This is a genomic window from Streptosporangium sp. NPDC002721, from assembly GCF_042888905.1.
Lineage (GTDB): Bacteria > Actinomycetota > Actinomycetes > Streptosporangiales > Streptosporangiaceae > Streptosporangium.
Map to the genome: position 1 here is coordinate 18,181 of NZ_JBIAQI010000035.1, position 25,881 is coordinate 44,061.

Here is a 25,881-nt window from a genome sequence, read left to right on the forward strand (position 1 = left end):
ATGTCATCCGAAGAGTTCCCCCCGGTCCTCGGCGGCTTCGACCTGTCGGACCGGAGCAGATACGCCGAGGGCTTCCCGCACGACGTCTTCACGAGGTTGCGCCAGGAGGAGGGCATCCTGTTCCACCCGCCCGGCAAGACCGCCGACGGCGATGGTTTCTGGGTGCTGAGCCGCTACGAGGACATGGTCGCCGCCGCGCACGACCCGGTCTTCTCCTCCCAGGGCGGCGGCGGCCGCACCGGCGGCGGCACGCACATCGACGACCTCGCCCCCGGGGTGCACGCCGGGACGCTGCTCAACATGATGGACGACCCGCGCCACCAGCTGATCAGGGACCAGGTCCAGCCGGGCGCGACGGGCGACACGCTGGCGGCCGTCGAACCCGACCTGCGCGCCCTGGCCGACTCCGTGGTGGCCGACGCGGTGGCCAAGGGCGAGGGCGAGCTGATCGGCGACATCGCCGGGCAGTTCGCGATCAAGTCGGCGCTGCGGCTGCTCGGCGCGCCCCGCCAGGACTGGGACGCGCTGCTGGGCTGGGTGGACGTCAGCACCGGCTTCGACGACCGCGAGGCGGGCGAGGACAACGAGCGCTCGCAGATGGCCAGGCTGGCGCTCTACCAGTACGGCACGGGCGTGCTCAAGGGCAAGCAGGCGGCCCCGGAGGCCGACCTGATGTCGGCCGTGGGCCGGGCGGAGATCCCGGCCGATTCGGGCCAGCCGCCGCTGGGCACGTACGAGCGGGAGGTGTTCTTCAACCTCACGCTGGGCGCGGGAACCGAGCCGCCCCGCAACGCGATCGCGCTGGGCCTGCTCGCCCTCGCCGAGCACCCCGAGCAGTGGGACGCGCTGCGCGCCGACCGCTCCCTGCTGCCCGGGGCCATCGAGGAGATCCTGCGGTGGGCCTCGCCCACGCCGTACAACCGGCGGACGGCCACCCGCGACGTGGAGTTCCGCGGCGCGAAGATCAAGGCCGGGGACAAGGTGACCTTCTGGTGGGCGTCGGCCAACCGGGACGAGACCGTGTTCGACGACCCGTTCACCTTCGACATCCGCCGCGCGCACAACCCGCACCTGGCCTTCGGCTTCGGCGGGCACAGCTGCATGGGCGAGCAGATGGGACGGCTCGACGTCCGGCTCGTCCTGGAGGCGCTGCTCGACCGGGTGGAGCGGATCCGGCTCACCGGCCCCGTGGAGTGGGCCAAGGACAACAAGCACACCGTGATCCTGCGGATGCCGGTGGCCTACGACGGCGTCAGGGACGTGCCCGCGCCCGCCGCGCCGGAGCTGCCGCCCTCGTCCCTGCCGCAGCAGGCCGGGCAGTACATCATCTCGCAGATGCTGCCCTTCAACCCGTTCGACCCGGCCTTCCGCGACGACCCGTACCCCATCTACCGGCGGATCGCGGAGAAGGGGCCCGTGGTGCGCACCCCCGCGGGAACCGTGGTCGTGACCGGGCACGCCGAGGTCACCGAGGCGCTCGCCGACCCCCGCAACGGCTGGGGCGACGGCCACCTCGTGGCCGACCACTTCGCCAAGGACGCCGAGGGCAACCCGGTACGGCAGTTCGCCTTCATGGACCCGCCCGACCACACCCGGCTGCGCGGCCTGGTGAGCAAGGCGTTCACCGCCAAGGTGGTGGAGGGGCTGCGGCCCAGGGCCGAGCAACTGGTCGCCGAGCTGGTCGCCGAGGCCCGCGAGGCCGGGACGACCGGCCCCGTCGACCTCATGAAGGCGGTCGCCCACCCGCTGCCCAGCATCCTGCTCGCCGAGCTGATGGGCGTACCGGCCGACAACCTGGAGGAGTTCCGCGCCTGGTCCACCGCGATCGGGCGCGGCCTCGACCCGGACTTCGTGCTCACCCGCGACCAGGTGGGCCAGCGCCAGGGCGGCCGGGAGCGGTTCAACCGCTACTTCGCGGGACTGGCCGCCCAGCGGCGCGCCGAGCCCGCCGACGACCTCATCAGCGCGCTGGTCGCCGCGGAGCAGGAGGGCGACAAGCTCACCGAGAGCGAGCTGGTCACCACCTGCACCCTGCTGATCAGCGCGGGGTACGCGCTCACCGTGCACCTCATCGGCAACGGCGTGCTCGCGCTGCTGCGCAACCCCGCCCAGCTCGCCTGGCTGCGCGCCAACCCGGGGGAGGTCGCCGGGGCGGTGGAGGAGCTGCTCCGCTTCGACGGGCCGACCCAGATGATCTCCCGGCTGGTGCTGGAGGACACTCAGGTCGGCGACACCCGGGTCAAGGCGGGGGAGACCCTGCTGCTCGTGCTCGGCGGCGCCTCCCGCGACCCCAGGGTGTACGAGAACCCGGACGAGCTGGACCTGACCCGGCGCTCCGGGGCGCGCAACCTCGGTTTCGGCCACGGCATCCACTACTGCATCGGCGCCCCGCTGGCGAGGGTGACCGCCCAGGTGGCGGTGGGCGCGCTGGCGCGCCTCGACATGCGGCTGGCCGAGGAGAACCCGGCGCGCAACGAGGGCATGGTGGTACGCGGCCTCGCCGAGCTCCCCGTCATCCTGAAGTGATCCGGAGGTGAACGTGAAGCGCCCATGAGGCGATCCGCTACGGGCTCCGGGGCCACGGGGCCGCGGGGCCACGGGGCGCGAAGGGTTCCGGACGGCCCGGCCCACCGGCACGGCGGGCCGGGCCGGGCCGTCCGTGACGTCACGGACGGCCCGTCACGTCACGGCAGGCGCCACACCTGGGCACCCGAGGCGTTGCAGTCGTGGATCTGCAGCTGGATCCCGTTGGCCGGGTTGGAGCCCGGCACGTCGAGGCAGCGTCCGGACGGAGGGTTCACCAGTGCCCCGCCGGGCTTCGGCCACCACTGCTGGGCGCCGGTGCCGTTGCAGTCCCACAGCTGGACCTTCGACCCGTTCGCCCGGGCGCTCTGCGAGACGTCGAGGCAGCGGCCCAGCGCGCGGACCGTCCCGTCGGAGGCGAGGGTCCACTGCTGCGCGGGCGATGCGTTGCAGTCCCACAACCGGACCTGGGCGCCGTTGGCCCCGGTGGCCGGGTCGGCGTCTAGGCACTTCGACGACAGCCCCGAGACCGCCCCGGACCGCGACGGCACCGGGCCGACGTCGTAGGACGGCGGCGCGTCGCCCGCGGCGTTGCCCCAGCCGGTGTTCGCCGCCGTGCCCAGGGTGAAGTCGAGCGTGCCGCCGGCGGCGACGAACGACTCCGGCAGCCACGCCCGGGTCGAGGCCTGCCCGTTGACCCGCAGGCTCTGCACGTACTTGGCGCTGTCGGAGGCGTTCGGCGCGGTGACGGTGATGGTCTTGCCGTTGCCCCTGGTGATGACGGTCTCGGGGAACTGCGGGCTGGCGAGCACCAGGTCGGCCCTGCCGGGTGCCTGCGGGTACATGCCCAGCGCGGCCCAGACCGCCCACGACGACATCTGGCCGAGGTCGTCGTTGCCGACCAGCCCGTCCGGGGTCGGCTTGAAGATCGTCGTCAGCGCGCGGCGCACGACGTCCTGCGTCTTGTGCGGGGCGCCGGCGTAGGCGTACGCCCACGGGGTGTTCAGGGTCGGCTCGTTGCCCAGGTAGGCGTACGGCTTGTCCGGCCCGCCGTTCAGCTCGGTGAAGAAGGTGTCCAGCCTGGACAGGACGGCGGCGTTGCCCCCCATCGCGTCGAACAGGCCGCGGTGGTTGTAGGGCACCATCCAGGTGTACTGCGCGGCGTTGCCCTCGACGTACTCGTTGTGCTGGACCGGGTTGAACGCGGGGAAGGTGGTGTCGGTGTTGCGGGGCTGGATGTACCTGCTGCCGGAGTTGAAGAGGCTGCGCCAGTTCTGTGCCCGCCGCAGGAACGTCTCGGCGGTCGCGTTGTCACCGATCCTCCTGGCGAGCTGGGAGATCGCGAAGTCCGCGCTGGTGTACTCCAGCGTGGTCGACGCCGAGCCCCACACGTCGCCGAGCCCGGTCGGCACGTAGCCGTAGGTGTCGTACTGCAGCCAGCCCGGCCGCTGGCGCACGTCCCTGGTGCCGGCCACGATCCGGCGCAGCCCGTCGGCGCTGTCGAAGCCGGTCGCCCCGAAGGCGTGCGCGGTCGAGATGATGATCGCCAGCGGGTCGCCGTTCATCACCCCGGTGCCGCCGTTGGCGACGGTCCAGCGGTCGAAGTAGCCGGCGTGCGCTCCCTGGTTGATCGCGGACTGCGCGATGTCGGCCGCCTCCTTCGGCGCGATCAGCGCGATCAGCGCGATCTGGGAGCGGTAGACGTCCCACCCGGAGTAGTTGGCGTACTGCGCGCGGCCCGCCGGCACGGTGTGGATCTGTTTGTCGAAACCGATGTAGCGGCCGTCGGCGTCGCTGAACACGTTGGGGTGCAGCAGCGAGTGGTAGAGCGAGGTGTACAGGGTGCGCCGCTGGGTGTCGGTCCCGCCGGTCACCGAGACGCGGCCGAGCAGGTCGTTCCACGCCGCCCTGGTGCCGGTCCTGATCTCGTCGAATCCCCGCGACCCCTGCTCGGCGGCGAGGTTGGCCCTGGCGCCGTCGAGGCTGACGAAGGAGATGCCGACCCGGACCGTGACCGTTCGCTGGGCGGCGGTGTCGAAGGAGACGAACGCCGAGGCGGCGAGTGCCCGGACGTCCTCGCGCTCGGCGGTGACGGCGCGCGCCTTCCCCTGCTGCCTCGCGGTCTTCGGCGCCGGGGGAGTCACGCCGGCGCTCTCGCCCTCGATCGTGCGCCTGCTCTCGTCGACCTCGCCGTCCGCCCCGGCCACGCCCGCGGTGGCGAAGGGGCGGTCGAACGCGGCGTGGAAGTACAGCCGGTAGCGGTTTCCCGTACCGCAGAAACCGCCGCCGTCGGTGTACCCGGAGATCGTGTCGGTGCCGATGGTGAGCGACCCGCTGGCCGCGTTGAACGCCTTCGCGGCGTCCACCGAGAGCGAGGCCCGCTGCCCCGCCGGGTAGGTGAACCTGCCCACCCCGGAGCGGGGGGTGGTGGTCAGCTCGGTCCGCAGGCCGTTGTCGAACGTCACCGAGTAGTAGCCGGGCGACGCGGACTCGTTGGCGTGGCTGAAGGTCGAGTTGGCCACCGGGGAGGAGCCGAGCGCGGGCATGAACGGGATGTTGCCGAAGTCCCCGCACCCCGGGCCGGACAGGTGGGTCAGGCTGAAGCCCCTGATCCGGTTGTCGTCGTAGTGGTATCCGCCGTGCTGGTAGGTCACCGTGTCCGGGCTCCACTGCAGCATGCCGAAGGGGGCGTCGGCGCCGGGGAAGGTGTTGCCGGCGCCGCCGCCGTGCCCGAAGTCCGGGCCGCCGGGTCTGGTGCCGACGAACGCGTTGACGTACTGGGCGGGGTCGCTGATCGCGAGCCTCGCGGGGCCGTGTGCGGCGGTGGCGGGGGCCGGTACGCCGAGGAAGGCCAGGATGAGGGTGAGCACGAGTAGGGCACGCACTGTGCGCCTCCTGCGGGGAGCGACGACGATGCACGGGAATCGATCATTCGCCGTGGGGGGACATCGTTGTCTCGAATAGCGAGTTGACCGGATAATCAGCTGATGGTCAATCACTGTCAACAGATTGTGTCAATTTCCCTTCTTTTGCGCAGATCACAGCCTTATTTCGGACAGTGCACAAAGTCCGGGAACGGTGCCACGAAGGCCGGGAGGTGTCACGATCGCCGAAAGGTTGCGACAACGAAATCCGCGCACCGAGAAGCGCGAGCCGCTCCGCGTCCGTCTCCCGGTGGCCGGTCCGGCCGACGAATTCCGCCTGCCGCCCCGCCGTCGTCGCGGATCCCCTCTCAGGGCTTCGACGGCTTCACGCCGCGCCGGACGAGCCTGGTGCCGATCACGGTCTCCGACGGCCAGGAGTCGTCCCCGCCTATCCGGTCGAAGAGCCGGGCGGCGGCGGTGCGGCCCAGTTCCCGGACGTCGTAGGCGATCAGGGTCAGCGGGCGGGGCATGAGCGCCGACAGCTCGAAGTCGTCGAAACCCACCAGCATGGCGTCGTGGCCGCGGCGGCAGAGCTCGTGGATCGCGCCGACCGTGATCCGGTTGTTGCCGGTGAAGAACGCGGTGGGCGGGTCGGCGCCGTCGAGCATGTTCGCGACCACGCGGACGGCCTCCCCGGGATGCGTCACCCCGACCCGGACCAGGGAGTCGTCGTAGGGGATGCCCGCTCCGGTGAGCGCCGTCCGCACCCCGGCCAGGCGTTCGCGCGCGGTGTAGATGGCCGAGGAGTCGGTGATGACGCCGATCCGGCTGTGCCCGGCCGCCAGCAGCGTCTCGACGCCGGCCCGGGCCCCCCTCGCGTTGTCGATCACCACGCTGTCGGCCAGGATGCCGGACGGCGGCCGGTCCAGGAAGACCACCTGCATGCCCATCTCCATCTCGGGCCGGGTGTAGGAGTGGTCCGATCCGGCGGGCACGATGATCAGCCCGTCCACCCGGCGCTGGCACAGCTCCAGGAACTGCCGCTGCTCCAGCCGGGGATCCTCCTCCGAGCTGACCGTGATCAGGTGGGTGTCGTGGGAGCGCGCGACCTTGGCCACCGCCGCCGCGATCCCCGAGTAGAAGGGGTTGGCCAGATCCTCGATGATCAACCCGATCGTCGCGGTCCGGCGGCCGGAGCGCAGCGAACTGGCCATGTCGTTGCGCCGGAACCCGAGCTCGCCGATCGCGGCGAGCACCTGCTCGACCAGCTCGGGCCGCACCGTCGGCACGTTGTTGATGACCCGGGAGACCGTTTTCACGCTGACCCCGGCCGTGGCCGCCACGTCGGAGACCGTGGGCCTTCGCGGCCTGTCCTGTCTGCCCACCGAAGTCCTCCCGCCGGGGGTGCGCGCCCGTCCGCGATCCACGCCGCCCACCGCCGCGGGCGTGACGACCATGTCCTGGTCAAATGTAGTTCTTTGTTTCGCGGGAGAGCGTGGGGTCGCCCGCCCTCCGTGCCCCCGGCGATCCCCCGCGATCCCCCGCGATCCCCCGCGAGCCGCCGGGGGAGCGGGGGCGGCCGGGGAGGGAAGCTCTCGCCGGCCCCGGCGTCGCCGCCGAGGGCGGTGACAGCCGTCTCTGGCAATCGCGAAGACAACGTTGACAGACGCCGGTCGTCTCCTCTTACGAGTATCTCGACGACACCGGCTGGTGGGGCCTGGCCTGGGTGGCCGCCTACGACGCAACGCCGACACCGCCCACGCCAACAACCGCGACAGCCTCGACAGTTACGGCAGCCACTGGGCCGGCCCGTTCGTCCCCACCAACCACAGCTGCCAGCACAGCGCGCTCGACCTGCTCAACGCCGCCCCCTGACGGCGTCCACGAAGGCGCCGCCCACAAGGAGTGAGAGGCACGAGCCGACCGTGTGATCGCCGGGCCCGCCCGGCCGCGCGCACGAGCCCGGCGAGACGGCATCCCCCGATCCCGTCTCGCCGGCGTCGCCTCTCATGTCACCGTCGAACGCCCCGGCCACGTGACCCGCGCGCCCCGGCCGGCCACCCGGAACGGGCGGCCTAGAGATCGACGGACGCGCCCGCCTGGAGGCGGGCGTAGTCGGTCTCCTCCTCCAGGTACGCGTCGAAGTACTCCAGGCCGATCTCGCTGAGGTGGATGTCGTGGATCGGGAACGCCCGGGCGGGCCGGACGCCCCGGACGAAGGTGATGGCCTCCCCGATCTTCACCCAGGGCCCGGACGCCGGGACCAGCAGGGTGTCGACCTCCTCGGAGGGCACGAAGAAGGAGTCTCCGGGGTGGTAGAGGCCGTCCACGATGAAGCCGAGGTTCGGGCAGCCGGGCCGGCCGTCGATGACCTCGGCGTGTTCGCCGCCGACGGCCTTCACGGTGAAGCCGGCGGCGGTGAAGGTCTCGCCCGCGGCGACCGCGATCGCTCCGTCGCCGAGCTCCGCGGCCAGCGCCGCATGGGTGTGGACGGTGAGCGCGGGGTTGCCCGCCCGGGCCGCCTTGAGCGCCTTGACGTCGATGTGGTCGGCGTGTTCGTGCGAGACGAGCACGGCCGTGGCGCCGGACAATGCGGTCTCCGCCCCGGAGAAGGTGCCCGGATCGATCACCAGCCGCCGATCGCCGTCCTGCACGCGCACACAGGCGTGTCCGAATTTCGTGAATATCACTGGATCATCCTATCGACCGCCCCCGGAAAGGCCGCTTTTCCAAGGAAATCCGAGGCCCGGGGAAGCGGCCCCATCCCGAAACCGGTCACGACCGCCGACCACCGGCCACCGGTCACCGGTCACCGCGAGGATCCCGATCTCGTCTCCTCCCTCCGCCGCGGCGTCACGGAGGCCGCGTGCGGCTCGGTCATCGGTCACCGGCTCCAGGGACGGGCGAGGAAGTCCCGCATGTCGGCGGCCGGGGGCACCCGTCGCCCCGACGCCGGCGGCGACGGCGCGGATGGATTCCCCACGCCGGCGGCATGGGCCGCTACTTGGCTCGGGCCGGAGGCTTCGGTCTCACTGTCGCCATCGCGCCGTCGCTGTGGCCTGCGTTGGCCCGGGGAGCCTCTGTCGCCGGTCGACCGTCTCGGCCTGGCGCAAGGGCCCTCAATTATCATGAAATATACTGATAATTCACCTCGTGAATTTGGCTGGTCACCGTTTGGAATCATCGCTTGGCAAAGCGGGTCACGCAGGTCGAAAATGAGGCGTGCGAGAAGCAGATACTGCGGACACGGACCCTTTTTTGAAGCCGTCGGAAAAGTCCGATCAGGATGTCCGGACAGCCTACGAGCAAGCGAGCGAATTACGTCGCAAGGGGCTGTCGCAGGAGGCGCTGACGCTCCTGGAGGGCATTCTTCATCGCGACCCGGACCACACCGCCGCGCGTTACGCGCTCGTCGTGTGCCTGACCGATCTGGGACGCGCCGCCGACGCCGTCTCCCACCTGCGCCGTGTGCTGGCCGCCGTGCCCGAGCATCACGAGGCGGCCTACCGCCTGGGCCGCATCCTGCAGGCGGCGGGCGACCGGGCCGGAGCCGCGGATGCCTACCGGCGGGTCCTGGAGTTCGCCGAGTTCTCGGACGCGCGCGCGAGGCTGCGTCAGTGTGAGCAGGCACCTTCGGGCACCGCGCCCGGCGGCTTCACGGACCTGGGCCACACCTTCCCCTCGGGTGAGGAGGTCCCGCTGTCGCTGCGTGCCCGGGTGGACAGCCGCCACGCCGCCGACCGCGGCGAGCTGAAGGACGTGCTCCGGCTCCAGGCCAGGCACCTCGCCCCCGCGATGCTCGGCAAGGCGCTCATGGCCGTGGTGGCCGCGGTCCTGCTGGTGGCCGCGCTGGCCGGCGACCTGCCCGGCGTGCCGCTCTTCGTCGTCGCCGCCATCCTGTTCGGGGCGCCTCGGGTCGCGGGGGTGGCGGCGCTGCTCGTCGCCGTGGGCGGGATCGTCACCGGATACCTCCGCCCGCCGGTGCAGATCTTCGACAACGTCGGGGACGCGCTGGCCCTGCCGTCCCCGGACACGCTGCTCTCCGTCTGCGGCACGACCTTCGTCCTGATCATCGTGATCATCGGAATTCCCGGCGCTCTCCTGAATTCCTGGATCAATGGATCGGACGTCTACGAATACGGTGTCGAGATAAAGAGAGGACTTATCCGGCGTACCGTCCAATTCATTTGGTATTACCAGATTGTTGAGTCACCCAGCTATCTCCGCACCCTCAGTAGCTACTTCACGCACACCGCATCACTGGGGATCCGCTACAACGACAACGGGGCGTCGTCCGTCACCCGGATTGAGATGTCCGGCGTCGGAACTCCGGCGCTGGTCAAGAAGGTCGGCCGTTACCTCGAATCCCGAATCCCCTCCGAACGCCTGCCGATCCGAGGGCCGTGGACCTGACGTCCGGCCTCCCACCTCAGACCAGAACGGAGTGGCGACGATGGCTTCGGGCTCTGACAAGCACACGGCGACCGAACACCAGCCGGCCGAGCATCCCGGCAAGATGCCGCAGGGGCAGGAGCACGCGCCGCACGCCGCGTCGCAGACCCTGGCCGACCACCAAGCGGCCGACCACTACTCCCCGCCCTTCACCCTGACGGAACACTCGGCCTCCCACGCCCCCCACAAGGCGGACGTGGCGCCGCGGCCCGAAGCAGCGCACGAAGCCGGCCTTCCGCAGGAGCCCGCACAGCACGCCGCGCCCGCGGCCTCCGCACCGCACACATCCGCGCCCGCGGCGTCCGCGTCACACACACCGACCGCCGACGGCACCCCCGAGCAGCCGATCCTCTTCGACGCGGGTGCTCCCGAGATCTGGCAGGCCAGGGCGCACCACGCGCAACCCGGCCTGGACGGCGGCGCACCCGCCGATGCGGCGCAACGACCGGGAATCGCGCAGAGCGAGCTGGACCGGACCCAGTCGCAGAGCGGGATCGACAACTCACAATCGTCGGCACCCCGCGTCCTGGAGTCACACGGGGGGCCGGGTTCCAGTGACTCCCAGACCACCCCCGCGCACAAGCCAACGGTCTCGGCCGAGCACCACGAAGGCCTCCGGCCCGAAGCGAGCGACGACGCGTTCCCGTCGAAGGGGCCCTCGGCGGGAACGCTGCCAGGCACGGACTTCGGCGACCCCCACATCGGCGGCACCGGCCACCACGCCGGCGACGGCACGCCCCACGGCCACCTGCCGGGTACGGACTTCGGCGGGCAGAACTCCGGCGACCTGCCGGAAACGGACCTCGCCCTCGGCACGGGCTCCGATCAGCCGGGCACCGGCCTCGGCATGGATCACGGCTTCGCCCACCACGCGGACATGGGTCCGCCACCGGCCGTCGCGTAGAGCCTGTTTCATAAGTTGATCTTTACGTCACTTCTCGTCGAGATGACCGCCGCGTGCGTGGGGATCTGACCGATGAGCGGCGGCAGGTACGGCAGCCGGGGTTGCCGGGCACGGCCAATTCCGAAACGGGCCCTAACCGCCCAGCCGGATGATGCCGCGGGAGGCGGCGACCGTCACCGCGGCGGTGCGGTCGTCCACGCCGAGCTTGGCGAAGACGTGCAGCAGGTGGGTCTTGACCGTGGCCTCGCTGATGCACAGGTGGGCGGCGATGGCCTTGTTGCTCATCCCCGTGGCGACCGCGCCGAGGACCTCGACCTCCCGGCCGCTGAGGGCGTCGGGGGCGTCGGCCCGCGCCCACGACAACACCCGGGTCGCGATCGCCGGCGACAGGGCGCTCTCCCCTCGCGCCGCCGCCCGGATCGCGTCGAACAGCCGCTCACGGCCGGTGTCCTTGAGCAGGTAGCCGATGGCTCCCGCGTCGATGGCGCGTGAGATGTCACCGTCGGTGTCGTAGGTGGTCAGGACGATCACCCTGGCGTCCGGGTCGTGGTCGCGGATCCGGCCGATCGCCGTCGCGCCGTCGATCCCGGGCAGCTGCAGGTCCATCAGGGTGACGTCGGGCCGCAGGTCGCGCGCCAGCCGCACCGCGTCGGTGCCGGAGACCGCCTCGCCGACCACCTCCAGGTCGTCCTGGGTGCCCAGCATCGCCCGGATGCCGTCGCGGACCACCGGGTGGTCGTCGGCGATCAGGACCCGGACGGTCATCGCGCCCCGCTCAGTGCCGCCACCGGAAGGCCGGCCGCCACCGTGGCGCCCGCGCCCGGGGCGCTTTCCACGAGCAGCGTGCCGCCGAGCTGCTCCATCCTCTCTCGCATGATCGAGAGGCCGTGCCCGGAGGCGGCCCGTCCCGGATCGAAACCGTCGCCGTCGTCGTGGACGTCGAGCACGACCAGGTCCTCCATGTACGACAGGGTCAGCGTGACCCGCTCGGCGCGGGCATGGCGGCGGGCGTTGGCGACCGCCTCCTGCGCCACGCGCAGCAGCTCCGCCTGGACCTGGGCCTCGAGCGGCCGGAGCTTGCCGGTGATCACGGTGTGCGCCTGGATGCCGGTCTCGTCCGACAGCCGGCCGGACAGCCACCGCAGGGCCTCCGGCAGGCCGCACTCGTCGAGCCGGCCGGGGCGCAGCGCCCCCACCACCCGGCGGCTCTCGGCCAGGTTCTCCCGCGCCGCCCGCAGCGCCTGGGTCAGGTGCTTGTTGTCCGGCAGGGTCGCCTGGGCCGCCTCCAGCAACATCGCCACGCTGGCGAACCCCTGGGTCAGGCTGTCGTGGATGTCGCGGGCCAGCCGCTGCCGCTCGGCCGCCACGCCCGCCTGCCGCTCGGCCGCCGCCCGCGCCTCCTGCTCGACCTGCAGCCGGTCGAGGAGCCGCTTGCGCTCGGCACTCTGCCGCGACACCGAGCCGAAGTATCCGACCGCGGTGGCCGCGCTGATCGCGATCAGCGCGGCGATGACGACCTCGCTCCAGGTGATCGACCCGGTCGCGTGGAAACGGTGCCACAGCCAGCCCCCGGCGCACGACACCACCGCGACCAGCCCGACCCGCACGGCGTCCATGCAGTACGGCACGAGCACGCTCAGCACGACCACCAGGAAGGAGGAGTCGACGGCGAACAGCCCCAGCCAGAGCAACCCGCCGCCGAGCGTGTACGGCGCGGGCACGCCGTCCGCGGGTGGCGTGCGCAGCACGAACCACACCGCGTACCAGGCGGCCAGCCCGGCCACCAGCACGAACGGGAGCACCCGGCCCACCTCCCCCAGGGGGCCGGCCGAGGTCAGCACCAGCCATGAGGCGAAGAAGGCGTGCTGCCACCGGCGCTGCGACCGCTCCCAGGACTCCACACCGCCGACGATAATCAACCACCCGCCCGTTCGGCATCAACCGGTCGACTGATCACATGATCAGTATTCCGCTCGATGCGGGCGCGACCGGACCGGAACCAGACTCGACGGCGTGACCGCCATCCCCAGCCCGACCCAAGCCGTCTGGCACCTCGGCCCGCTCCCGATCCGCGCCTACTCCCTGCTGATGCTGCTCGCCGTCCTCGCCGGCATCTGGGTGACCCGGCGCCGCTGGGCCGCCCGCGGCGGCGATCCCGGCGTGGTCGGGGACATCGCCACCTGGGCCGTGCCGTTCGGCATCGTCGGTGCCCGGCTCTACCACCTGGCCACCGACTGGCAGCAGTACTTCGGCCCGGGCGAGGACCCGCTGCGCGCGTTCGCCATCTGGGAGGGCGGGATCAGCATCTGGGGCGCCGTCGCGGGCGGCGCGGTGGGCGCGTGGCTGGCCTGCCGCCGGAGCGGCGTCGCGCTGCGCGACTTCGCCGACGCCGTCGCGCCCGGGATCGCGCTCGGGCAGGCGATCGCCCGCTGGGGCAATTGGTTCAACCAGGAGCTGTACGGCAGGCCGACGACCCTGCCCTGGGCGCTGGAGATCGACCCCGCCCACCGGCCGCCCGGTATGGAATCCGTCGCCACCTACCATCCGACCTTCCTGTACGAGTCGCTGTGGAACCTGGGCGTGGCCGGGTTCGTCATCTGGGCCGAGCGGCGCTTCCGGCTCGGCCGCGGCCGGACGTTCGCGCTCTACGCCGCCGCCTACGCCGCCGGTCGGGCCTGGATCGAGTGGCTCCGCATCGATCCCACCCATCACATCCTCGGCCTGCGCCTCAACGACTGGACCGCCCTGCTCGCCTTCACGGCCGCGGTCACCTACCTCGTCGCCACGCGGAAGGCCGCTCCGGCGGACCGGCCGGGCGGCGGGCCCGGAAACCGAGACCGGCCGGGCGGCGGGCCCGGGAGCTGAGGAACATCGGAAACGCCGTGCACGCCGAGCGGCCCACCGGGCACCGGGTCCGGGAGCTGAGAAGCATCAGAGACGCCGGGCGGGCCGGCCGCCGGGCCCGCCCTTCGCGGCGGAGGCGTAGCCCGCCAGGATGTCCGCCACCTCTCCGGGGCGGCCGAGCGCGACGCAGTGGCCGCCCGCGATCTCGTCGGGGACGACACCCAGGCGCTCGGGCACCAGCCGGCGGAAGAAGGCGGGCGGGAAGAAACGGTCCTCGTCGCAGAGCACGAACCTCGTCGGCACGTCCGGCCACGCGTCCAACGGCCACGGAGCGGCCGACGCGGCCTTGGACGGATGGGCGCGCTCCCTGCCCATCGCCTCCACGGCCAGCTCCCGGGGCACGTCGTGGTAGAAGCTCACGAACGGATCCGGGTTGCCGGTCAGGCCGCCGTCGCGCCCGGCCTGCTCCTCCACCGCGCTCCGGTAGCCGGTGTCGGCCCACCACTCGTCCGGAGACTCGCCCGGTGACGGGATCATGCCGGCCAGGAGGACCAGCACGTCCACGGGCAGCCGATCGGCGACCAGCGGGGCGGTGAACGCGCCGAACGAGTGGCCCACGACGACCAGGTCCCGCCTGTCGCCGACGGCCTCGACCACGGCGTCGGCGTAGTCCGTCAGGGTCTTCGACTCGTCGTCACCCGGAAGGTCGGGAGCCAGCGCCTCGTGCCCGCGCGCCCGTAGCGCGGCCTCCACCAGGTGCCAGGACCATCCGGTGTCCCCTCCGCCGTGGATCAACACGAACGTGCTCATCTAATCCTCCCTTGGTCGGTGCCCCCGGCGAGCAGGACGGGGCTTCGGGCTTTCGCCGGTGCGACGGTGGTCACCACCGCACCGCCCACGCTAGGAGCCGGAAGCCATCGGGAAAAGCGATTGTCTCCGATCAAGTCGATCGTCGAGAGCGATGGATGAGCGTACGCTGGAACCCGTGACCGATCTCGAACTGAGGCACCTGGCCGCGATGGCCGCCGTCGTCGAGGAGGGCTCGTTCGGCCGGGCGGCGGCCCGCCTCGGCTACACCCAGTCGACCGTGAGCCAGCAGATCGCCGCGTTGGAGAGGTCCGTCGGCGGTCCGGTCTTCGATCGGCCGGGCGGTCCCAGACCGGTACGGATCACACCGCTCGGCGCCGTCGTCCTGGAGTACGGGCGCGAGCTGCTGGCGAAGGCGGCGGCCCTGGCCGAGGCCGTGGACCGGTTCAGGGCCGGTGACGGCCGGATCGACATCGGCACCTTCCAGAGCGTGTCCGCGGTGATCCTGCCGGTCGTCGTGCGCCGGCTGCGCGACGAGCACCCCGGCTGCGACATCCGGCTCTCCGAGGAGGAGCCGGAGGCGCCTCGGATCGGCGACCTCGACCTGCTGTTCTACGACGGCCCCCTCGACGGCTCCCTTGACGGCGACGTCGAGCACGTCAAGCTGCTCGACGACCCGTACCTGCTGGTGGCCGGGCGTGACACCTTCCCCGGGCGTTCCGTCCCGCTGGAGCGGCTCGACGGAGCGCCGCTGGTGGCCTGGCCGTCGACCTGCGACCAGCCCAGGGTGGAGGAGGCGTTCACCCGCGCCGGCGCGAACCCGAGGATCGTCTTCCGTACGGCGGGCAACGAGACGCTGCTGTCGATGGTGCGAGCCGGGATGGGGTCGGCGGTGCTGCCGTGGCTCGCCGTCCGCGCCGCCGGAGCCGGGTCCGACGACCGGCTCCGCGTCCACGAGCTGCGCCCGGCCATCCCCCCGCGCGAGGTCCGCCTGTACTGGCGGGCCGGCCGCACCCACTCCCCGCTGGCGGCCCGCGCGATCGAGATCGCCGTCGAGGTCGCCTCCGGCCTGGCCGGGGAGCCGATCCTCGGACACTCCGGCCCGGCCGGGTGAGCGGGGCCGTCGCCGGAGATCCGTCTCAGCCGGGCATCGTCTCGCCGCCGACCGGCGCGAGGACCTCCCCGGTGTAGTACGAGGAGAGCTGCTCGGCGGCGAAGAAGACGTAGGAGGGGGCGATCTCGTCGGGTTGCGCGGCGCGCTTCATCGGCGCCTGCTGCCCGAACTTCTCCACCTTCTCCGCGGGGAGGGTCGCCGGGATCAGCGGCGTCCACACCGGTCCCGGGGCCACCGCGTTCACCCGGATGCCCCGCTCCAGCAGCGTCTGCGCCAGCGAGTAGGTGAAGGCGAGGATCGCGCCCTTGGTCGCCGAGTAGTCGATGAGCGTCTTGTTGCCGCGAAGCCCGTTGATCGACGAGGTGTTGATGATCGCCGCCCCCCGCGGGAGGTGCGCCAGCGCGGCCTTGGTCACCCAGAAGTAGCTGCCGATGTTGACCGCGAAGGTCCGCTCCCACTGCTCGTCGCCGAGTTCTTCCAGGGAGTCCACCGGCGACTGGGTGGCGACGTTGTTGACCAGCAGGTCGAGCCCTCCCAAGCTGTCGGCGGCGGTCGCGACGACCTCGCGGCAGTGGCCGGGAGTGGCCAGGTCACCGGGGAGCAGCACGCATCGCCTGCCCTCCTTCTCGACGAGTTCCCTGGTGTGCCCGGCGTCCTCGTGCTCGTTCAGGTAGGCCACGGCCACATCCGCGCCCTCCTTGGCGAACGCCACCGCGACCGCCCGGCCGATCCCGGAGTCGCCCCCGGTGATCAGCGCCTTCCTGCCCGCCAGCAGGCCGCGGCCGGCGTACGCGCGCATCTCGTCCTGCGGCTCCGGGTCCATCGCCTTGCTGCTTCCCGGATATGACTGCTCCTGGGGCGGCCGCTCGGCGCCCTCGTGGTTGTCCGACATGACATGCGCCTACCCGTCGCCTCCGGGGGCGAACGGCCGCCGAGACCAAAATTCTTCCCTGCCGGACGGTCCCGACCTTTCGCGACCTGACCGGAGGGCGGCCGATCTTCCAGCACGCGGCGGCGCGGGACGGGACGGCGCGGTCGTTTGCGTGTCATCCGCCAGGGCGCGCACCCGGCCGGACCACGCAGTCCTGTCGGATGGAGTCCGCGTCCGGCGCCTCCTGCCCGGTTCCTGGTGGGCTGCTCCTGACAACGACACCACCGGCCACGGATCGAGATCTCGCCGTTGGAGAACGAGGAACCCGCCTGAGACACCTCCCCGGAGCGGATTGATCACGGACGCGTACACGCGTGTGCTCCCGGGCGGCGGGGGAGGGCCCGCCAAGACTTGAATCAGTCAATATCTTAAATTCCTCATGTTCATGAGGGTATGTTGGAGTCATGACCGCATCCCAGCCCCCGACCACCGCCGAGGAGCTGCGAGGTGCCGGCCTACGGGTGACGGCGGCCCGTGTCGCACTGCTCGAAACCGTCCGGAACGGTGACCATCTCGACGTCGAGGCACTCACCTCGGGAGTACGTGACCGTATCGGCCAGATCTCTCTTCAAGCCGTGTACGAAGGCCTCCACGCGCTCACCACCGCGGGGCTCGTCCGCCGTATAGAGCCGCCGGGCAGCCCGGCCCTGTTCGAGGGGCGGGTCGGCGACAATCACCACCACATCGTGTGCCGATCGTGCGGCGTCGTCGCCGACGTCGACTGTGCGATCGGTGAGGCGCCCTGCCTGACCGCGTCCAACGATCACGGCTTCGCGATCGACGAGGCCGAGATCATCTACTGGGGCGTGTGCTCCAACTGTTCCACCGCCAGCTGATCCGGAAGGATTTCCATGACCGAGAACCACGACGCGATCGTCACCGGCGCCAAGAGCGGGGGTGAAGCAGGCGGCTGTCCGATCGCGCACGACTCCGTGACCGCGCAGGGCAGCGAGAGCGAGAACCCGGCCATCGACTCGCCGACCCCGAAGACCGGCGGTCGTCCGCACACGAACCGGGACTGGTGGCCCAACCAGCTCGATCTTTCGGTACTGCGCTCGCACTCCTCCAAGAGCAACCCGCTGGCGGAGGACTTCAGCTACGCCAAGGAGCTGGAGCAGCTCGACGTCGAGGCCCTCAAGCAGGACATCACCGAGGTGCTCACCACCTCACAGGACTGGTGGCCGGCCGACTTCGGCCACTACGGCGGCCTGATGATCCGGATGAGCTGGCACGCCGCGGGCACCTACCGCATCCACGACGGCCGCGGCGGCGCCGGCGACGGCTCCCAGCGTTTCGCCCCGCTCAACAGCTGGCCCGACAACGCCAACCTCGACAAGGCCCGCAGGCTGCTGTGGCCGGTCAAGCAGAAGTACGGCCAGAAGATCTCGTGGGCCGACCTGCTCGTGCTCGCCGGCAACGTCGCCCTGGAGTCCATGGGGTTCAAGACCTTCGGCTTCGGTTTCGGCCGCGAGGACATCTGGGAGCCGGAGGAGATCTTCTGGGGCCCGGAGGACGCCTGGCTCGGCGACGCGCGCTACGTCACCGACAACTCGATGTCGCCGGACGTCGGCGCGACCGAGATGGGTCTCATCTACGTCAACCCCGAGGGTCCCCGCGGCAACGCGGACCCGGCCGCGGCGGCGTACTTCATCCGTGAGACCTTCGGGCGGATGGCGATGAACGACGAGGAGACCGTCGCCCTCATCGCCGGCGGCCACACGTTCGGCAAGACCCACGGCGCCGGGATCGCGGACGACCACGTGGGACCGGAGCCCGAGGGCGCGCCGCTGGAGTCGCAGGGGCTGGGCTGGCTGAGCACCTACGGCACCGGCAAGGCCGCGGACACGATCACCAGCGGTCTCGAGGTGACGTGGACCGACGTGCCGACGCAGTGGAGCAACCGCTTCTTCGAGATCCTCTTCGGGTACGAGTGGGAGCTCACCACGAGCCCCGGCGGTGCGAAGCAGTGGGTCGCGAAGGACGCCGAGGCGATCATCCCCGACGCCCACGACCCGTCGAGGAAGCACAGGCCGACGATGCTCACGACAGACCTGTCGCTGCGCGTCGACCCGGCGTACGAGAAGATCTCCCGCCGCTTCCTGGAGAACCCCGACGAGTTCGCGCTGGCCTTCGCCAAGGCCTGGTACAAGCTGCTGCACCGTGACATGGGCCCGGTCAGCCGCTTCCTCGGGCCGTGGGTCGCCGAGCCCCAGCTGTGGCAGGACCCGGTGCCGGCCGTCGAGCACGAGCTGGTGGGCGAGGCCGACATCGCCTCCCTGAAGGCCAGGGTCCTGGAGTCCGGTCTCACGACCGCCCAGCTGGTCTCCACCGCCTGGGCCTCCGCCGCGAGTTTCCGGTCCACCGACAAGCGCGGCGGCGCCAACGGCGCCAGGATCCGGCTGGAGCCGCAGCGGAGCTGGGAGGTCAACCAGCCCGAGCAGCTCGCGACGGTCCTGGACACCCTCGAGGGCGTCCGGCGTGAGTTCAACGAGGCCGGCGGCGCGAAGATCTCGCTCGCCGACCTGATCGTGCTCGCAGGTTCGGCCGCCGTCGAGAAGGCGGCACGCGAGGCCGGTGTGACGGTGACGGTGCCGTTCCGCCCGGGGCGCACCGACGCCACCCAGGAGCAGACCGACGTCGAGTCCTTCCGGGTGCTCGAGCCCCGCGCCGACGGGTTCCGCAACTACCTGTCCGCCGGTGAGAAGACCCCGCCGGAGGTGCTGCTCGTCGACCGTGCCTACATGCTCGGCCTGACCCCGCCCCAGATGACCGTCCTCGTCGGCGGCCTTCGCTCTCTCGGGGCCAACGTCGGCGGCACCCGGCACGGCGTCCTCACCGACCGGCCCGGCGCGCTCACCAACGACTTCTTCGCCAACCTGCTCTCCCCGGGCACCCGGTGGAAGGCGTCGGAGTCCGAGGAGCACGTGTACGAGATCCGCGACGTGAACACCGACGAGGTGAAGTGGACCGCCACCGCGGTCGACCTCGTCTTCGGTTCCAACTCCCAGCTTCGGGCCCTCGCGGAGGTCTACGCCAGCCAGGACGCCTCCGGCAGGTTCGTGACCGACTTCGTCGCGGCCTGGACCAAGGTCATGGAGCTTGACCGGTTCGACCTCGCCTGATCCGTTCCCACCCGGCGAGCCCGGTCGAGCCGTCACGGCCGGCCGGGCTCGTCCGCTGTCCGCCCTGCCAGCTCGTCCGCCTTGGCCAGTTCGCCTTGGCCAGTTCGTCCGCCGGGTAGGCGACGGCCTGCCGCCGCACGCGGAGGTGGGGGAGGGGCCGGTCTGCCGCCACACCTTCTGCGCCGCCCCCACCGGATGCCGCATCGTCACCGCGGGGCGGACACCCGGCGGCTTTCCCCTGGAGAACCCTTCACCCGAGGGAGCGGACCGCCACCGGATCCAGGGAGGCGAGGGACTCCAGCGGGTCGCGCGAGCGGTGTGCTCAACATGCACCGTACATTCGGACATATGATTATAAATCTACATTGTAAAGACATTGGCCTGGAGTTCAAGATCATTTACTGCTGCACCACCCCTGGACCTGGGATCGAACCCTCGTGCAGGGCTTCGGTCATCGACTGCTTGGTGGCCCGTCCCGCGACTTCCCGTGGACAGGGCGAAAGGGGCCGATGGCGGGGGAAGTGGATGCAGTACCGTCGTGCATATGACGAGACCCGCCCTACTGGGCGCCAGCGTCCCAGTGGGGCCTTCGGGCCTGCCCGCGATGAGACGCGGAATGCCCGCATCATCGAAGCGGTCTTGGACCTGATCGTCGAGAGCGGGTACGCGGATCTCACCATGGGCGCGGTGGCCGCGCGCGCGGGGGTGGCCAAGGCCACCGTCTACCGTCGCTGGGCCTCGCGCGAGGACCTGGTCGCCGACGCCCTGGAAAGCCTCATGCTCCCTGCTGTCCCGGCCGGGGTGACAGCCGCCGGGACGCTGCGCGAGGACCTCATCGCCACGCTGACCCACAGTTCGGCGTGCCTGCAGCCCCAGCGGCGTCACTTCTCGGCCGTGCTGGCCGGCGTCTCCGGCTCTCACCCTCAGATCACCGAAACTCTGCGTGAGCGGTACATCACCGGGCAGCGCGAGGCAATCGCCGCCTGCCTGCACCGCGCCCAAGAGCGCGGCGAGATCACTGCGGACAGGGTGGAGCGCCTGCTGGCGCCGGGCAGGCTGGAGATCGCCGCAGTCGTCGGGGTGCTGGCTTGGCAGGAGGACCTGCTCGGTGGGCTTCTCGGCGTCGAGGGGATTGCCCGATTGGTGGACCAGGTGCTGCTGCCCCTGGCCGGCGGCACCGCCACCGTCTGAAGCCCTTCCAGCCACTCGGTTTCGCGCCATCGCGCCATGTCTGCCCATCCGGCTACCGGCCTGCGCTCTGGCAGATCGTCAACTAGGTACGGCCGTGACTCGATACGGACAAGTCTCTAGTTGGCGGGCTTTCGTGCCCGCATGCCGGAAGAACATGATCAACCGAAAGCAGGACGTGTTGTGACACCTAATGACAAGGCGAAAGTACTGGTCACCGGGGCAGGAGGGATGCAGGGCGGCGCCGCGGTCCGGGCGCTCCTGCGCGCGGGTCACCCCGTGACCGCGTTCGTGCGCGACCCCTCGTCGGCCGCCGCCCGGGCGCTCGCCGGGCAGGGCGTCGCCCTCGCGACCGGGCACATGGACGACACCGCGTCCCTGGACGCCACCAGCGCCGGGCACGACGTGGTCTTCTCCATGCAGATGGCGGGCGTCGACCCGGCCGATCCCGGCGCCGAGCGGCGCCAGGCGGTCAACATCGCCGGCGCGGCCGAGCGGGCCGGCGTCGCCCAGATCATCCACACGTCCGTGTCGGCGACCGGGTGGCGCAGCCGGTACCCGGACGTCGAGGTGACCGACCCGGTGATGAAGGCGTACTGGGACGAGAAGGAGGCCGCAGAAGAGGTGATCCGGCAGTCGGGCATCGACCGGTGGACGATCTTCAAGCCCGCGTTCTACATGGACAACTTCCTCCCGCCCAAGCGGGACACGCAGTTCCCCGGCCTGGCTAAGGGCAAGCTGTTCACCGCCACGAGTCCGCAGACCGTGCTGGCGCTCACCTGCGCGCACGACTTCGGACCAGCCGTCGCCGCCGCCGTGGCCGACCCCACCACGTTCCACCAGGCAGAGATCGACCTCGCAGGCGACGCGCTGACCCACACCCAGATCGCCGACACCCTCTCCAAGGCCTTCGGCCGCGAGATCACCGCCGTCCACATCACCCCGCAGGAGCAGGAACAGCGCCTCGGCGCACCTTCGGCGTACGGAAATATCTGGAACGACCTCGTCGGCTACCCCGCACGCCCCCACCACGCCGCCCGCTACGGCCTGACCACCACGACCCTCGAAGGGGCCCCACTCGGGTCGCTGTCACCAGGGGCAAAGTAACTCTGGGTGACGATTGAGCATTGCCTGCTGGCTGAGCTGATCTCGGATCGCGTGGCGCTTGGCTTCTTCGCGGGCGAGTGTTTGGTGATGGATGACGGGATCGCGGTGGGCCTCGATCGCCGTGCGCACGAGGTTGGCGAGGATGTCCGGTGGTAGCGTCCGTCGCGAGGTCACCCGGCGTTGTGGAGGTCGGCGAAGTCTGCGCGGGCCTGGGCGACGGCTTCGGGGTAGGCCTGGGCCTTCTCGTGCTCGGTGAGTGCCCGGTAGATGCTGGCCAGGCCGGGGTTCTGTCCCTTGCGCTTGCCGGTTCCGATGATCAGGTCGGGGGGTGGAAGAAGCTGACCCGTGAGCGGTAGGTGGTCCAGGGCCTTGGCGAGCTCTTCGCCAGAACCTTGAAACCCTCCCTCACGCCAGCCAAAACCATGTTATGGCAGGACTGGTTCTGTTGAGCCCAAGGCGAGGTGAAGCGCACTACGGAGGGACCCGGCGTGATCGCGGGCAGTGCGAGCACGAACAGCCGCATGAGCCTGGCCGTGCACGTCCTCGCCCGGCCCGCGAGCCCGACACCATCAGGGAGATCACGACCAGCGTGAACACCAATCCGGTGGTGATGCCAGAGAGCTTGGATCGGTTACAGAGCGGCAGGCTGATCGGCCAGGGCGCTGATGGACGTGTTCTGTGCGCTCTTCCGACTTATCGGCTGGGGTGCCTTACGGCCCCGCGAAGGGAATTCGACGATCCGGTCACGGGGTACCAGCGGTCACGGCCTGCGATGCCAGTGTCATCCGTAACACGTCGGCGAGAGTGGTCTCGCGCAGGGACCGGCACAGGGCTTCGGTCGCCTCCTGGTAAACGTCGGAGAGTGCGGACTGGATACCGGCACCGACGTAACACTCCGCGTCGGGAGTCGAGGCGTGCATGCCGAAAACGGGCTCATCAGGAAGCGAGCGGTAGACGTCCAGAAGAGTGATGTCCTCCGCGGCGCGAGCCAGGTTCCAACCGCCGCCTCTACCATGGGTGACCGTCACCAGCCCGGCGTCCTTCAGCTGTCCGAGACAGCGCCGGATGATGACGGGATTCGTATTCACGCTGCTCGCGATGCGCTGTGACGTCGCGACCTCTTTATCGGTCCCTCGGCGGTCGTAGGCCAGCCAGGTCAGGACATGCACGGCCAGACTCATGCGGCTGTTCGCGCTCAAGCCGTCCACCTCCTCCGATCCTCGCTTCACAGCGGCAGATGGCGTCCCCCGCACCACTGACCCTGGAAGTGTAACCGTTCTTGTATCCGCCAGGAGCTTGCGAGCTCTCGCCACCGACGGACGGGGTCGTACTCGGCAGTCGAGTCGCACACCCCTCAGATCTGGGCGAGACCGCCGTCGACGAAGAGTTCGGCGCCCGTAGTGAAGGAGCTCTGGTCGGAGGCGAGGAAGACCGCGGCGGAAGCCACTTCGTCCACGTGCCCCAAGCGCCCCAGAGGGATGGAGCTGGAGAAGTTGTCCTTGAGTTCACGCCTGGCATCGGCGTCTTCGCCGGCGAAGCCGAGGAGTCCGGGAGTCTCGATGGGGCCAGGGCTGATCGAGTTGACCCGGATTCGCCGGCCCGCCAACTCTGCCGCCCAGGATCGGGCGAAGTTGCGGGCAGCCGCCTTGCTGGCGCTGTAGACGCTCATCGCCGGAATTCCCTGGGAGGCGTTGGTAGAAGACGCGAGGATGACGGATGCGCCGTCGGGCAGGAGCGGCAGGGCCTTCTGCATGGTGAAGAGCATGCCCTTCACGTTGATGCCGAATGTCCGCTCATACTCCCCCTCGGTGACCTCCTCGAGCGCCACGAGAGCGCCCACGCCCGCGTTGGCGAACAGAACGTCGAGTCGCCCGCTGCGTTCCCTGATGGTGGCGAACAGCGCATCGAGATCCGCCAGTCTGGAGACGTCACTCTGCACACCGATGACACCTGTGCCGATCGTTTTCACCGCGGCGTCGAGTTCCGACTTGCGGCGCCCCGTGATGTAGACGGTGGCGCCTTCACGCGCGAAGCGCTGGGCCACCCCCAGGCCGATACCGGCGCTACCGCCCGTGACCAGGGCGATTTTCCCGTCTAGCTGTCCCATGTCCCATCCTCCTTGCACAAACGGTTGCTGTTACGACTGTGGTCGCAGGCTCCGGCCGGCCGCAGCCCCTCCAGGGAGGCCGGCCATCGACATTAATGTAACACATGTAGTTACACTTTTTGGTGATGGCCGGCGTCGCGATCGGCAACGCGGGCGGGGCCGCCGGCGCCACAGTGGCATCGATCGCCGGGCCCGCTTGGTGGAGGCGGCCGGTCCGTGCTCGGCCGGGGTGCGCGCCATGCAGGATGTCTGCCGGTTGCCGCGGGCGCCCCGGGCCTTCATGGGTCGTACATCACAGGTCGGTGATGTGGGTGTCGGCCACGCTCAGGGTCAGTTCCGGGCCGTAGGCGGAGGCCGGGGACTGGAAGCCCGCGGTGTAGGCCCTCCGCTCGGGTTCGTGCAATGAGCCCAAAATAGCTCTGCGTGATTATGGCTACTGTGTGTCTTTGCGGATCTGGGTCAGCTCTGGCGACCACTGATGCTGCGTCAGCCTGTGACGGATATCGATACGAGGACAGCTTCGTCGTGCTCACGGAACATGCGCATGACGGTGGCAGGGGAGGGGTGCTGGCCCCTCTTCTTGCCTTTGGTGATCACGAGGCGGGCGGCGATGTCGCGCAGGCTGAGGTTCTGTTCGCGCAGGTGCAGGGCCATGGACAGCATGGCGTCGTCGGTGACGGTGGCGCCGCCGATGGCCTTGCCTCGGCTGCGGGCGGATTCGTGGCCTTCCAGGGTGCGGTCGCGGATGTATTCGCGTTCCATCCCCGACAGGGCGGCGAGCACGGTGAACACCACCCCTGCGGGGTCGTGGGAGCCCTGCAGCTCGCCGGTGAGGAATTCCAGGCCGATGCCGGCGGCGCGCAGCCGCTCGGCCAGGGCGGCCAGGTCGAGGCCGCGGCCGAGCCGCTTGTGCTCGTGCACCGCGAGCGTGACCGCCACCCCTGCCGAGCGAAGTTCCCGGGCCAGGGCGACGGCCTTGTCGAGCTCGGGCCGGGTGGTGGCGCGGGTAGAGATCTTCTCGGAGAAGATCCGGGTGACGCCGGCGGCCTGGAGCGCGTCGAGCTGGGTGTCCAGGGATTGGCGGACGGTGGAGGCGCGGGCGTAGCCGATCCGCACATGCCCGGCCGGCTCCGCGCCGGCCTCGGCAGGGCGGGGCAGCTCGACCCAGAGCGTGCCCGGCTTACGGATGGCCGGAGTGGGGACGTTGAGCGCCTTGGTCAAGGCGGGGACGAGGCGGAAGCGGGCGGTGTGGTAATGGACAGCGACCTTGCCCTTGCCGGTGCGGCAGGGCGCCCCGGCCGGGGCGGCGCAGGAGGACATCGGGCAGTCGGAGGCCTCCACGCGCAGAAAGTCGTCGTCACTCACCCCGAGATCGTTTCATGGGAGCGTTTCAGACGGCCACCCTTTTGCACCGACCTATGAAACGGCGTTTGCCCTGGACGGGGTCGGCCGCGGGCTGTGTTTCATGGGTCCTCGCTTATGAAACAGCTGTGAACAACCGTATGCCATCACGACCCCCCGGTGGATCACGGAGCACTGCTTCGGGGATGACTTGGTCCTGCCCTCACGACCCGGAAACGGTGGATGGCGGCAACCCCACCCTCGTTGGCGGGCTAATGCCACTGACCGTTCCTTGTCGATCAGCCCCGAATCCACGCTGCTGACCGTTCGCTGCCGGCATCCCGATGATGCCCCGTCTTCGCGTCCTGCGACAGAGCGCGTTCGCCTTCTCCTCTGGTTGGCATACGCACGCCGGTCGGTGGCGCGGCGACCGTGTGGACCCGGGCGCCCCCGGCGGGCGCCCCCCCCCCCCCCCGGCCCCCGGCGGTTCTACCACACGCAGCCCCCCCAAGGGGGGGGGGTGGGCAGCGGCGGGGGGGGGGGGGAGGGGGGGCGGTGGGGGGAGGGGGGGGGCGCC

At 70.6% G+C, this 25,881-nt stretch carries 21 protein-coding genes; 11 read left to right on the forward strand and 10 right to left on the reverse strand.

Annotated elements, in window-relative coordinates; translation table 11 throughout:
* A complete protein-coding gene (locus ACFYWM_RS37955) occupies positions 1-2,526 on the forward strand; it encodes a cytochrome P450 (protein WP_389924466.1) in 2,526 nt (841 codons plus the stop codon).
* A gap of 158 nt (positions 2,527-2,684) precedes the next feature.
* Here the strand turns inward: ACFYWM_RS37955 and ACFYWM_RS37960 are convergent, their stop codons facing one another.
* Together ACFYWM_RS37960 and ACFYWM_RS37965 are read right to left on the reverse strand one after the other, a co-directional pair.
* Positions 2,685-5,408, reverse strand: a complete 2,724-nt coding sequence (locus ACFYWM_RS37960; protein ID WP_389924469.1) for a lectin — start codon at positions 5,406-5,408, stop codon at positions 2,685-2,687.
* Positions 5,409-5,755: 347 nt separating this feature from the next.
* On the reverse strand, positions 5,756-6,772 hold the full coding sequence (locus tag ACFYWM_RS37965; RefSeq protein WP_389924472.1) for a LacI family DNA-binding transcriptional regulator: 1,017 nt from the start codon (positions 6,770-6,772) through the stop codon (positions 5,756-5,758).
* 325 nt (positions 6,773-7,097) lie between these two features.
* On the opposite strand from ACFYWM_RS37965, the gene ACFYWM_RS37970 reads away from it, so the two are divergent.
* Complete coding sequence (locus ACFYWM_RS37970; RefSeq protein WP_389924475.1) at positions 7,098-7,262, forward strand: hypothetical protein; 165 nt, start codon at positions 7,098-7,100, stop codon at positions 7,260-7,262.
* Between the two features lie 200 nt (positions 7,263-7,462).
* Here the strand turns inward: ACFYWM_RS37970 and ACFYWM_RS37975 are convergent, their stop codons facing one another.
* Positions 7,463-8,077, reverse strand: a complete 615-nt coding sequence (locus ACFYWM_RS37975; RefSeq protein ID WP_389924478.1) for an MBL fold metallo-hydrolase — start codon at positions 8,075-8,077, stop codon at positions 7,463-7,465.
* A 532-nt stretch (positions 8,078-8,609) separates the two neighbouring features.
* Between ACFYWM_RS37975 and ACFYWM_RS37980 the strand changes: the two genes are divergently transcribed.
* Both ACFYWM_RS37980 and ACFYWM_RS37985 read left to right on the forward strand, forming a co-directional pair.
* Positions 8,610-9,800: a tetratricopeptide repeat protein gene (locus tag ACFYWM_RS37980; protein WP_389924481.1), complete on the forward strand. Its 1,191-nt coding sequence runs from the start codon at positions 8,610-8,612 to the stop codon at positions 9,798-9,800.
* Positions 9,801-9,840: 40 nt separating this feature from the next.
* A complete protein-coding gene (locus ACFYWM_RS37985; RefSeq protein ID WP_389924484.1) occupies positions 9,841-10,743 on the forward strand; it encodes a hypothetical protein in 903 nt (300 codons plus the stop codon).
* A gap of 132 nt (positions 10,744-10,875) precedes the next feature.
* Here the strand turns inward: ACFYWM_RS37985 and ACFYWM_RS37990 are convergent, their stop codons facing one another.
* Together ACFYWM_RS37990 and ACFYWM_RS37995 are read right to left on the reverse strand one after the other, a co-directional pair.
* Positions 10,876-11,508 (reverse strand): response regulator, encoded by a 633-nt coding sequence (locus tag ACFYWM_RS37990; RefSeq protein ID WP_389924487.1) that lies wholly within the window; start codon positions 11,506-11,508, stop codon positions 10,876-10,878.
* Positions 11,505-12,644 (reverse strand): sensor histidine kinase, encoded by a 1,140-nt coding sequence (locus ACFYWM_RS37995; RefSeq protein WP_389924490.1) that lies wholly within the window; start codon positions 12,642-12,644, stop codon positions 11,505-11,507. Before ACFYWM_RS37995 ends, ACFYWM_RS37990 begins: the two co-directional genes overlap by 4 nt.
* Before the next feature lie 112 nt (positions 12,645-12,756).
* On the opposite strand from ACFYWM_RS37995, the gene lgt reads away from it, so the two are divergent.
* Entirely contained in the window at positions 12,757-13,608 is an 852-nt protein-coding gene (gene lgt / locus ACFYWM_RS38000; protein WP_389924493.1) for a prolipoprotein diacylglyceryl transferase, read from the forward strand.
* A gap of 66 nt (positions 13,609-13,674) precedes the next feature.
* On the opposite strand, the gene ACFYWM_RS38005 is transcribed toward lgt, so the two are convergent.
* Complete coding sequence (locus ACFYWM_RS38005; RefSeq protein ID WP_389924496.1) at positions 13,675-14,397, reverse strand: alpha/beta hydrolase; 723 nt, start codon at positions 14,395-14,397, stop codon at positions 13,675-13,677.
* 175 nt (positions 14,398-14,572) lie between these two features.
* Here ACFYWM_RS38005 and ACFYWM_RS38010 point away from each other — a divergent pair, with 175 nt between their 5' ends.
* Positions 14,573-15,508 carry a LysR family transcriptional regulator gene (locus ACFYWM_RS38010; protein WP_389924499.1) on the forward strand — a complete coding sequence of 312 codons (936 nt, stop codon included), beginning with the start codon at positions 14,573-14,575 and terminating at the stop codon, positions 15,506-15,508.
* A 25-nt stretch (positions 15,509-15,533) separates the two neighbouring features.
* On the opposite strand, the gene ACFYWM_RS38015 is transcribed toward ACFYWM_RS38010, so the two are convergent.
* Positions 15,534-16,400 carry an SDR family oxidoreductase gene (locus ACFYWM_RS38015; RefSeq protein WP_389924502.1) on the reverse strand — a complete coding sequence of 289 codons (867 nt, stop codon included), beginning with the start codon at positions 16,398-16,400 and terminating at the stop codon, positions 15,534-15,536.
* A gap of 443 nt (positions 16,401-16,843) precedes the next feature.
* Between ACFYWM_RS38015 and ACFYWM_RS38020 the strand changes: the two genes are divergently transcribed.
* The 5 genes from ACFYWM_RS38020 to ACFYWM_RS38040 all read left to right on the forward strand — a co-directional run bounded on the left by ACFYWM_RS38020 (position 16,844) and on the right by ACFYWM_RS38040 (position 22,012).
* The gene (locus ACFYWM_RS38020) at positions 16,844-17,275 is read left to right on the forward strand and encodes a Fur family transcriptional regulator (protein ID WP_389924505.1); all 432 of its coding nucleotides are present in this window, start codon (positions 16,844-16,846) and stop codon (positions 17,273-17,275) included.
* Between the two features lie 15 nt (positions 17,276-17,290).
* Entirely contained in the window at positions 17,291-19,561 is a 2,271-nt protein-coding gene (gene katG / locus ACFYWM_RS38025) for a catalase/peroxidase HPI (protein ID WP_389924508.1), read from the forward strand.
* 525 nt (positions 19,562-20,086) lie between these two features.
* A complete protein-coding gene (locus ACFYWM_RS38030; protein ID WP_389924511.1) occupies positions 20,087-20,752 on the forward strand; it encodes a TetR/AcrR family transcriptional regulator in 666 nt (221 codons plus the stop codon).
* Between the two features lie 180 nt (positions 20,753-20,932).
* Positions 20,933-21,856 (forward strand): NmrA family NAD(P)-binding protein, encoded by a 924-nt coding sequence (locus ACFYWM_RS38035; RefSeq protein ID WP_389924513.1) that lies wholly within the window; start codon positions 20,933-20,935, stop codon positions 21,854-21,856.
* Positions 21,857-21,862: 6 nt separating this feature from the next.
* The gene (locus tag ACFYWM_RS38040) at positions 21,863-22,012 is read left to right on the forward strand and encodes a hypothetical protein (protein WP_389924515.1); all 150 of its coding nucleotides are present in this window, start codon (positions 21,863-21,865) and stop codon (positions 22,010-22,012) included.
* A gap of 587 nt (positions 22,013-22,599) precedes the next feature.
* Here the strand turns inward: ACFYWM_RS38040 and ACFYWM_RS38045 are convergent.
* The 3 genes from ACFYWM_RS38045 to ACFYWM_RS38055 all read right to left on the reverse strand — a co-directional run bounded on the left by ACFYWM_RS38045 (position 22,600) and on the right by ACFYWM_RS38055 (position 25,328).
* Positions 22,600-23,064, reverse strand: coding sequence for an Rrf2 family transcriptional regulator (locus tag ACFYWM_RS38045; RefSeq protein WP_389924517.1), 465 nt, complete (start codon positions 23,062-23,064; stop codon positions 22,600-22,602).
* 146 nt (positions 23,065-23,210) lie between these two features.
* A complete protein-coding gene (locus ACFYWM_RS38050) occupies positions 23,211-23,963 on the reverse strand; it encodes a glucose 1-dehydrogenase (RefSeq protein WP_389924520.1) in 753 nt (250 codons plus the stop codon).
* Between the two features lie 486 nt (positions 23,964-24,449).
* On the reverse strand, positions 24,450-25,328 hold the full coding sequence (locus ACFYWM_RS38055; RefSeq protein WP_389924523.1) for a recombinase family protein: 879 nt from the start codon (positions 25,326-25,328) through the stop codon (positions 24,450-24,452).
* Positions 25,329-25,881 lie beyond the last annotated feature (553 nt).

Coding starts and splice junctions, on each gene's coding strand:
- ACFYWM_RS38015 (WP_389924502.1), bottom strand. CDS start 16,400: ATGTCGGACAACCACGAGGGCGCCGAGCGGCCGCCCCAGGAGCAGTCA.
- ACFYWM_RS37990 (WP_389924487.1), bottom strand. CDS start 11,508: ATGACCGTCCGGGTCCTGATCGCCGACGACCACCCGGTGGTCCGCGAC.
- katG (WP_389924508.1), top strand. CDS start 17,291: ATGACCGAGAACCACGACGCGATCGTCACCGGCGCCAAGAGCGGGGGT.
- ACFYWM_RS38030 (WP_389924511.1), top strand. CDS start 20,087: ATGCAGTACCGTCGTGCATATGACGAGACCCGCCCTACTGGGCGCCAG.
- ACFYWM_RS38005 (WP_389924496.1), bottom strand. CDS start 14,397: ATGAGCACGTTCGTGTTGATCCACGGCGGAGGGGACACCGGATGGTCC.
- ACFYWM_RS38020 (WP_389924505.1), top strand. CDS start 16,844: ATGACCGCATCCCAGCCCCCGACCACCGCCGAGGAGCTGCGAGGTGCC.
- ACFYWM_RS37955 (WP_389924466.1), top strand. CDS start 1: ATGTCATCCGAAGAGTTCCCCCCGGTCCTCGGCGGCTTCGACCTGTCG.
- ACFYWM_RS38050 (WP_389924520.1), bottom strand. CDS start 23,963: ATGGGACAGCTAGACGGGAAAATCGCCCTGGTCACGGGCGGTAGCGCC.
- ACFYWM_RS37985 (WP_389924484.1), top strand. CDS start 9,841: ATGGCTTCGGGCTCTGACAAGCACACGGCGACCGAACACCAGCCGGCC.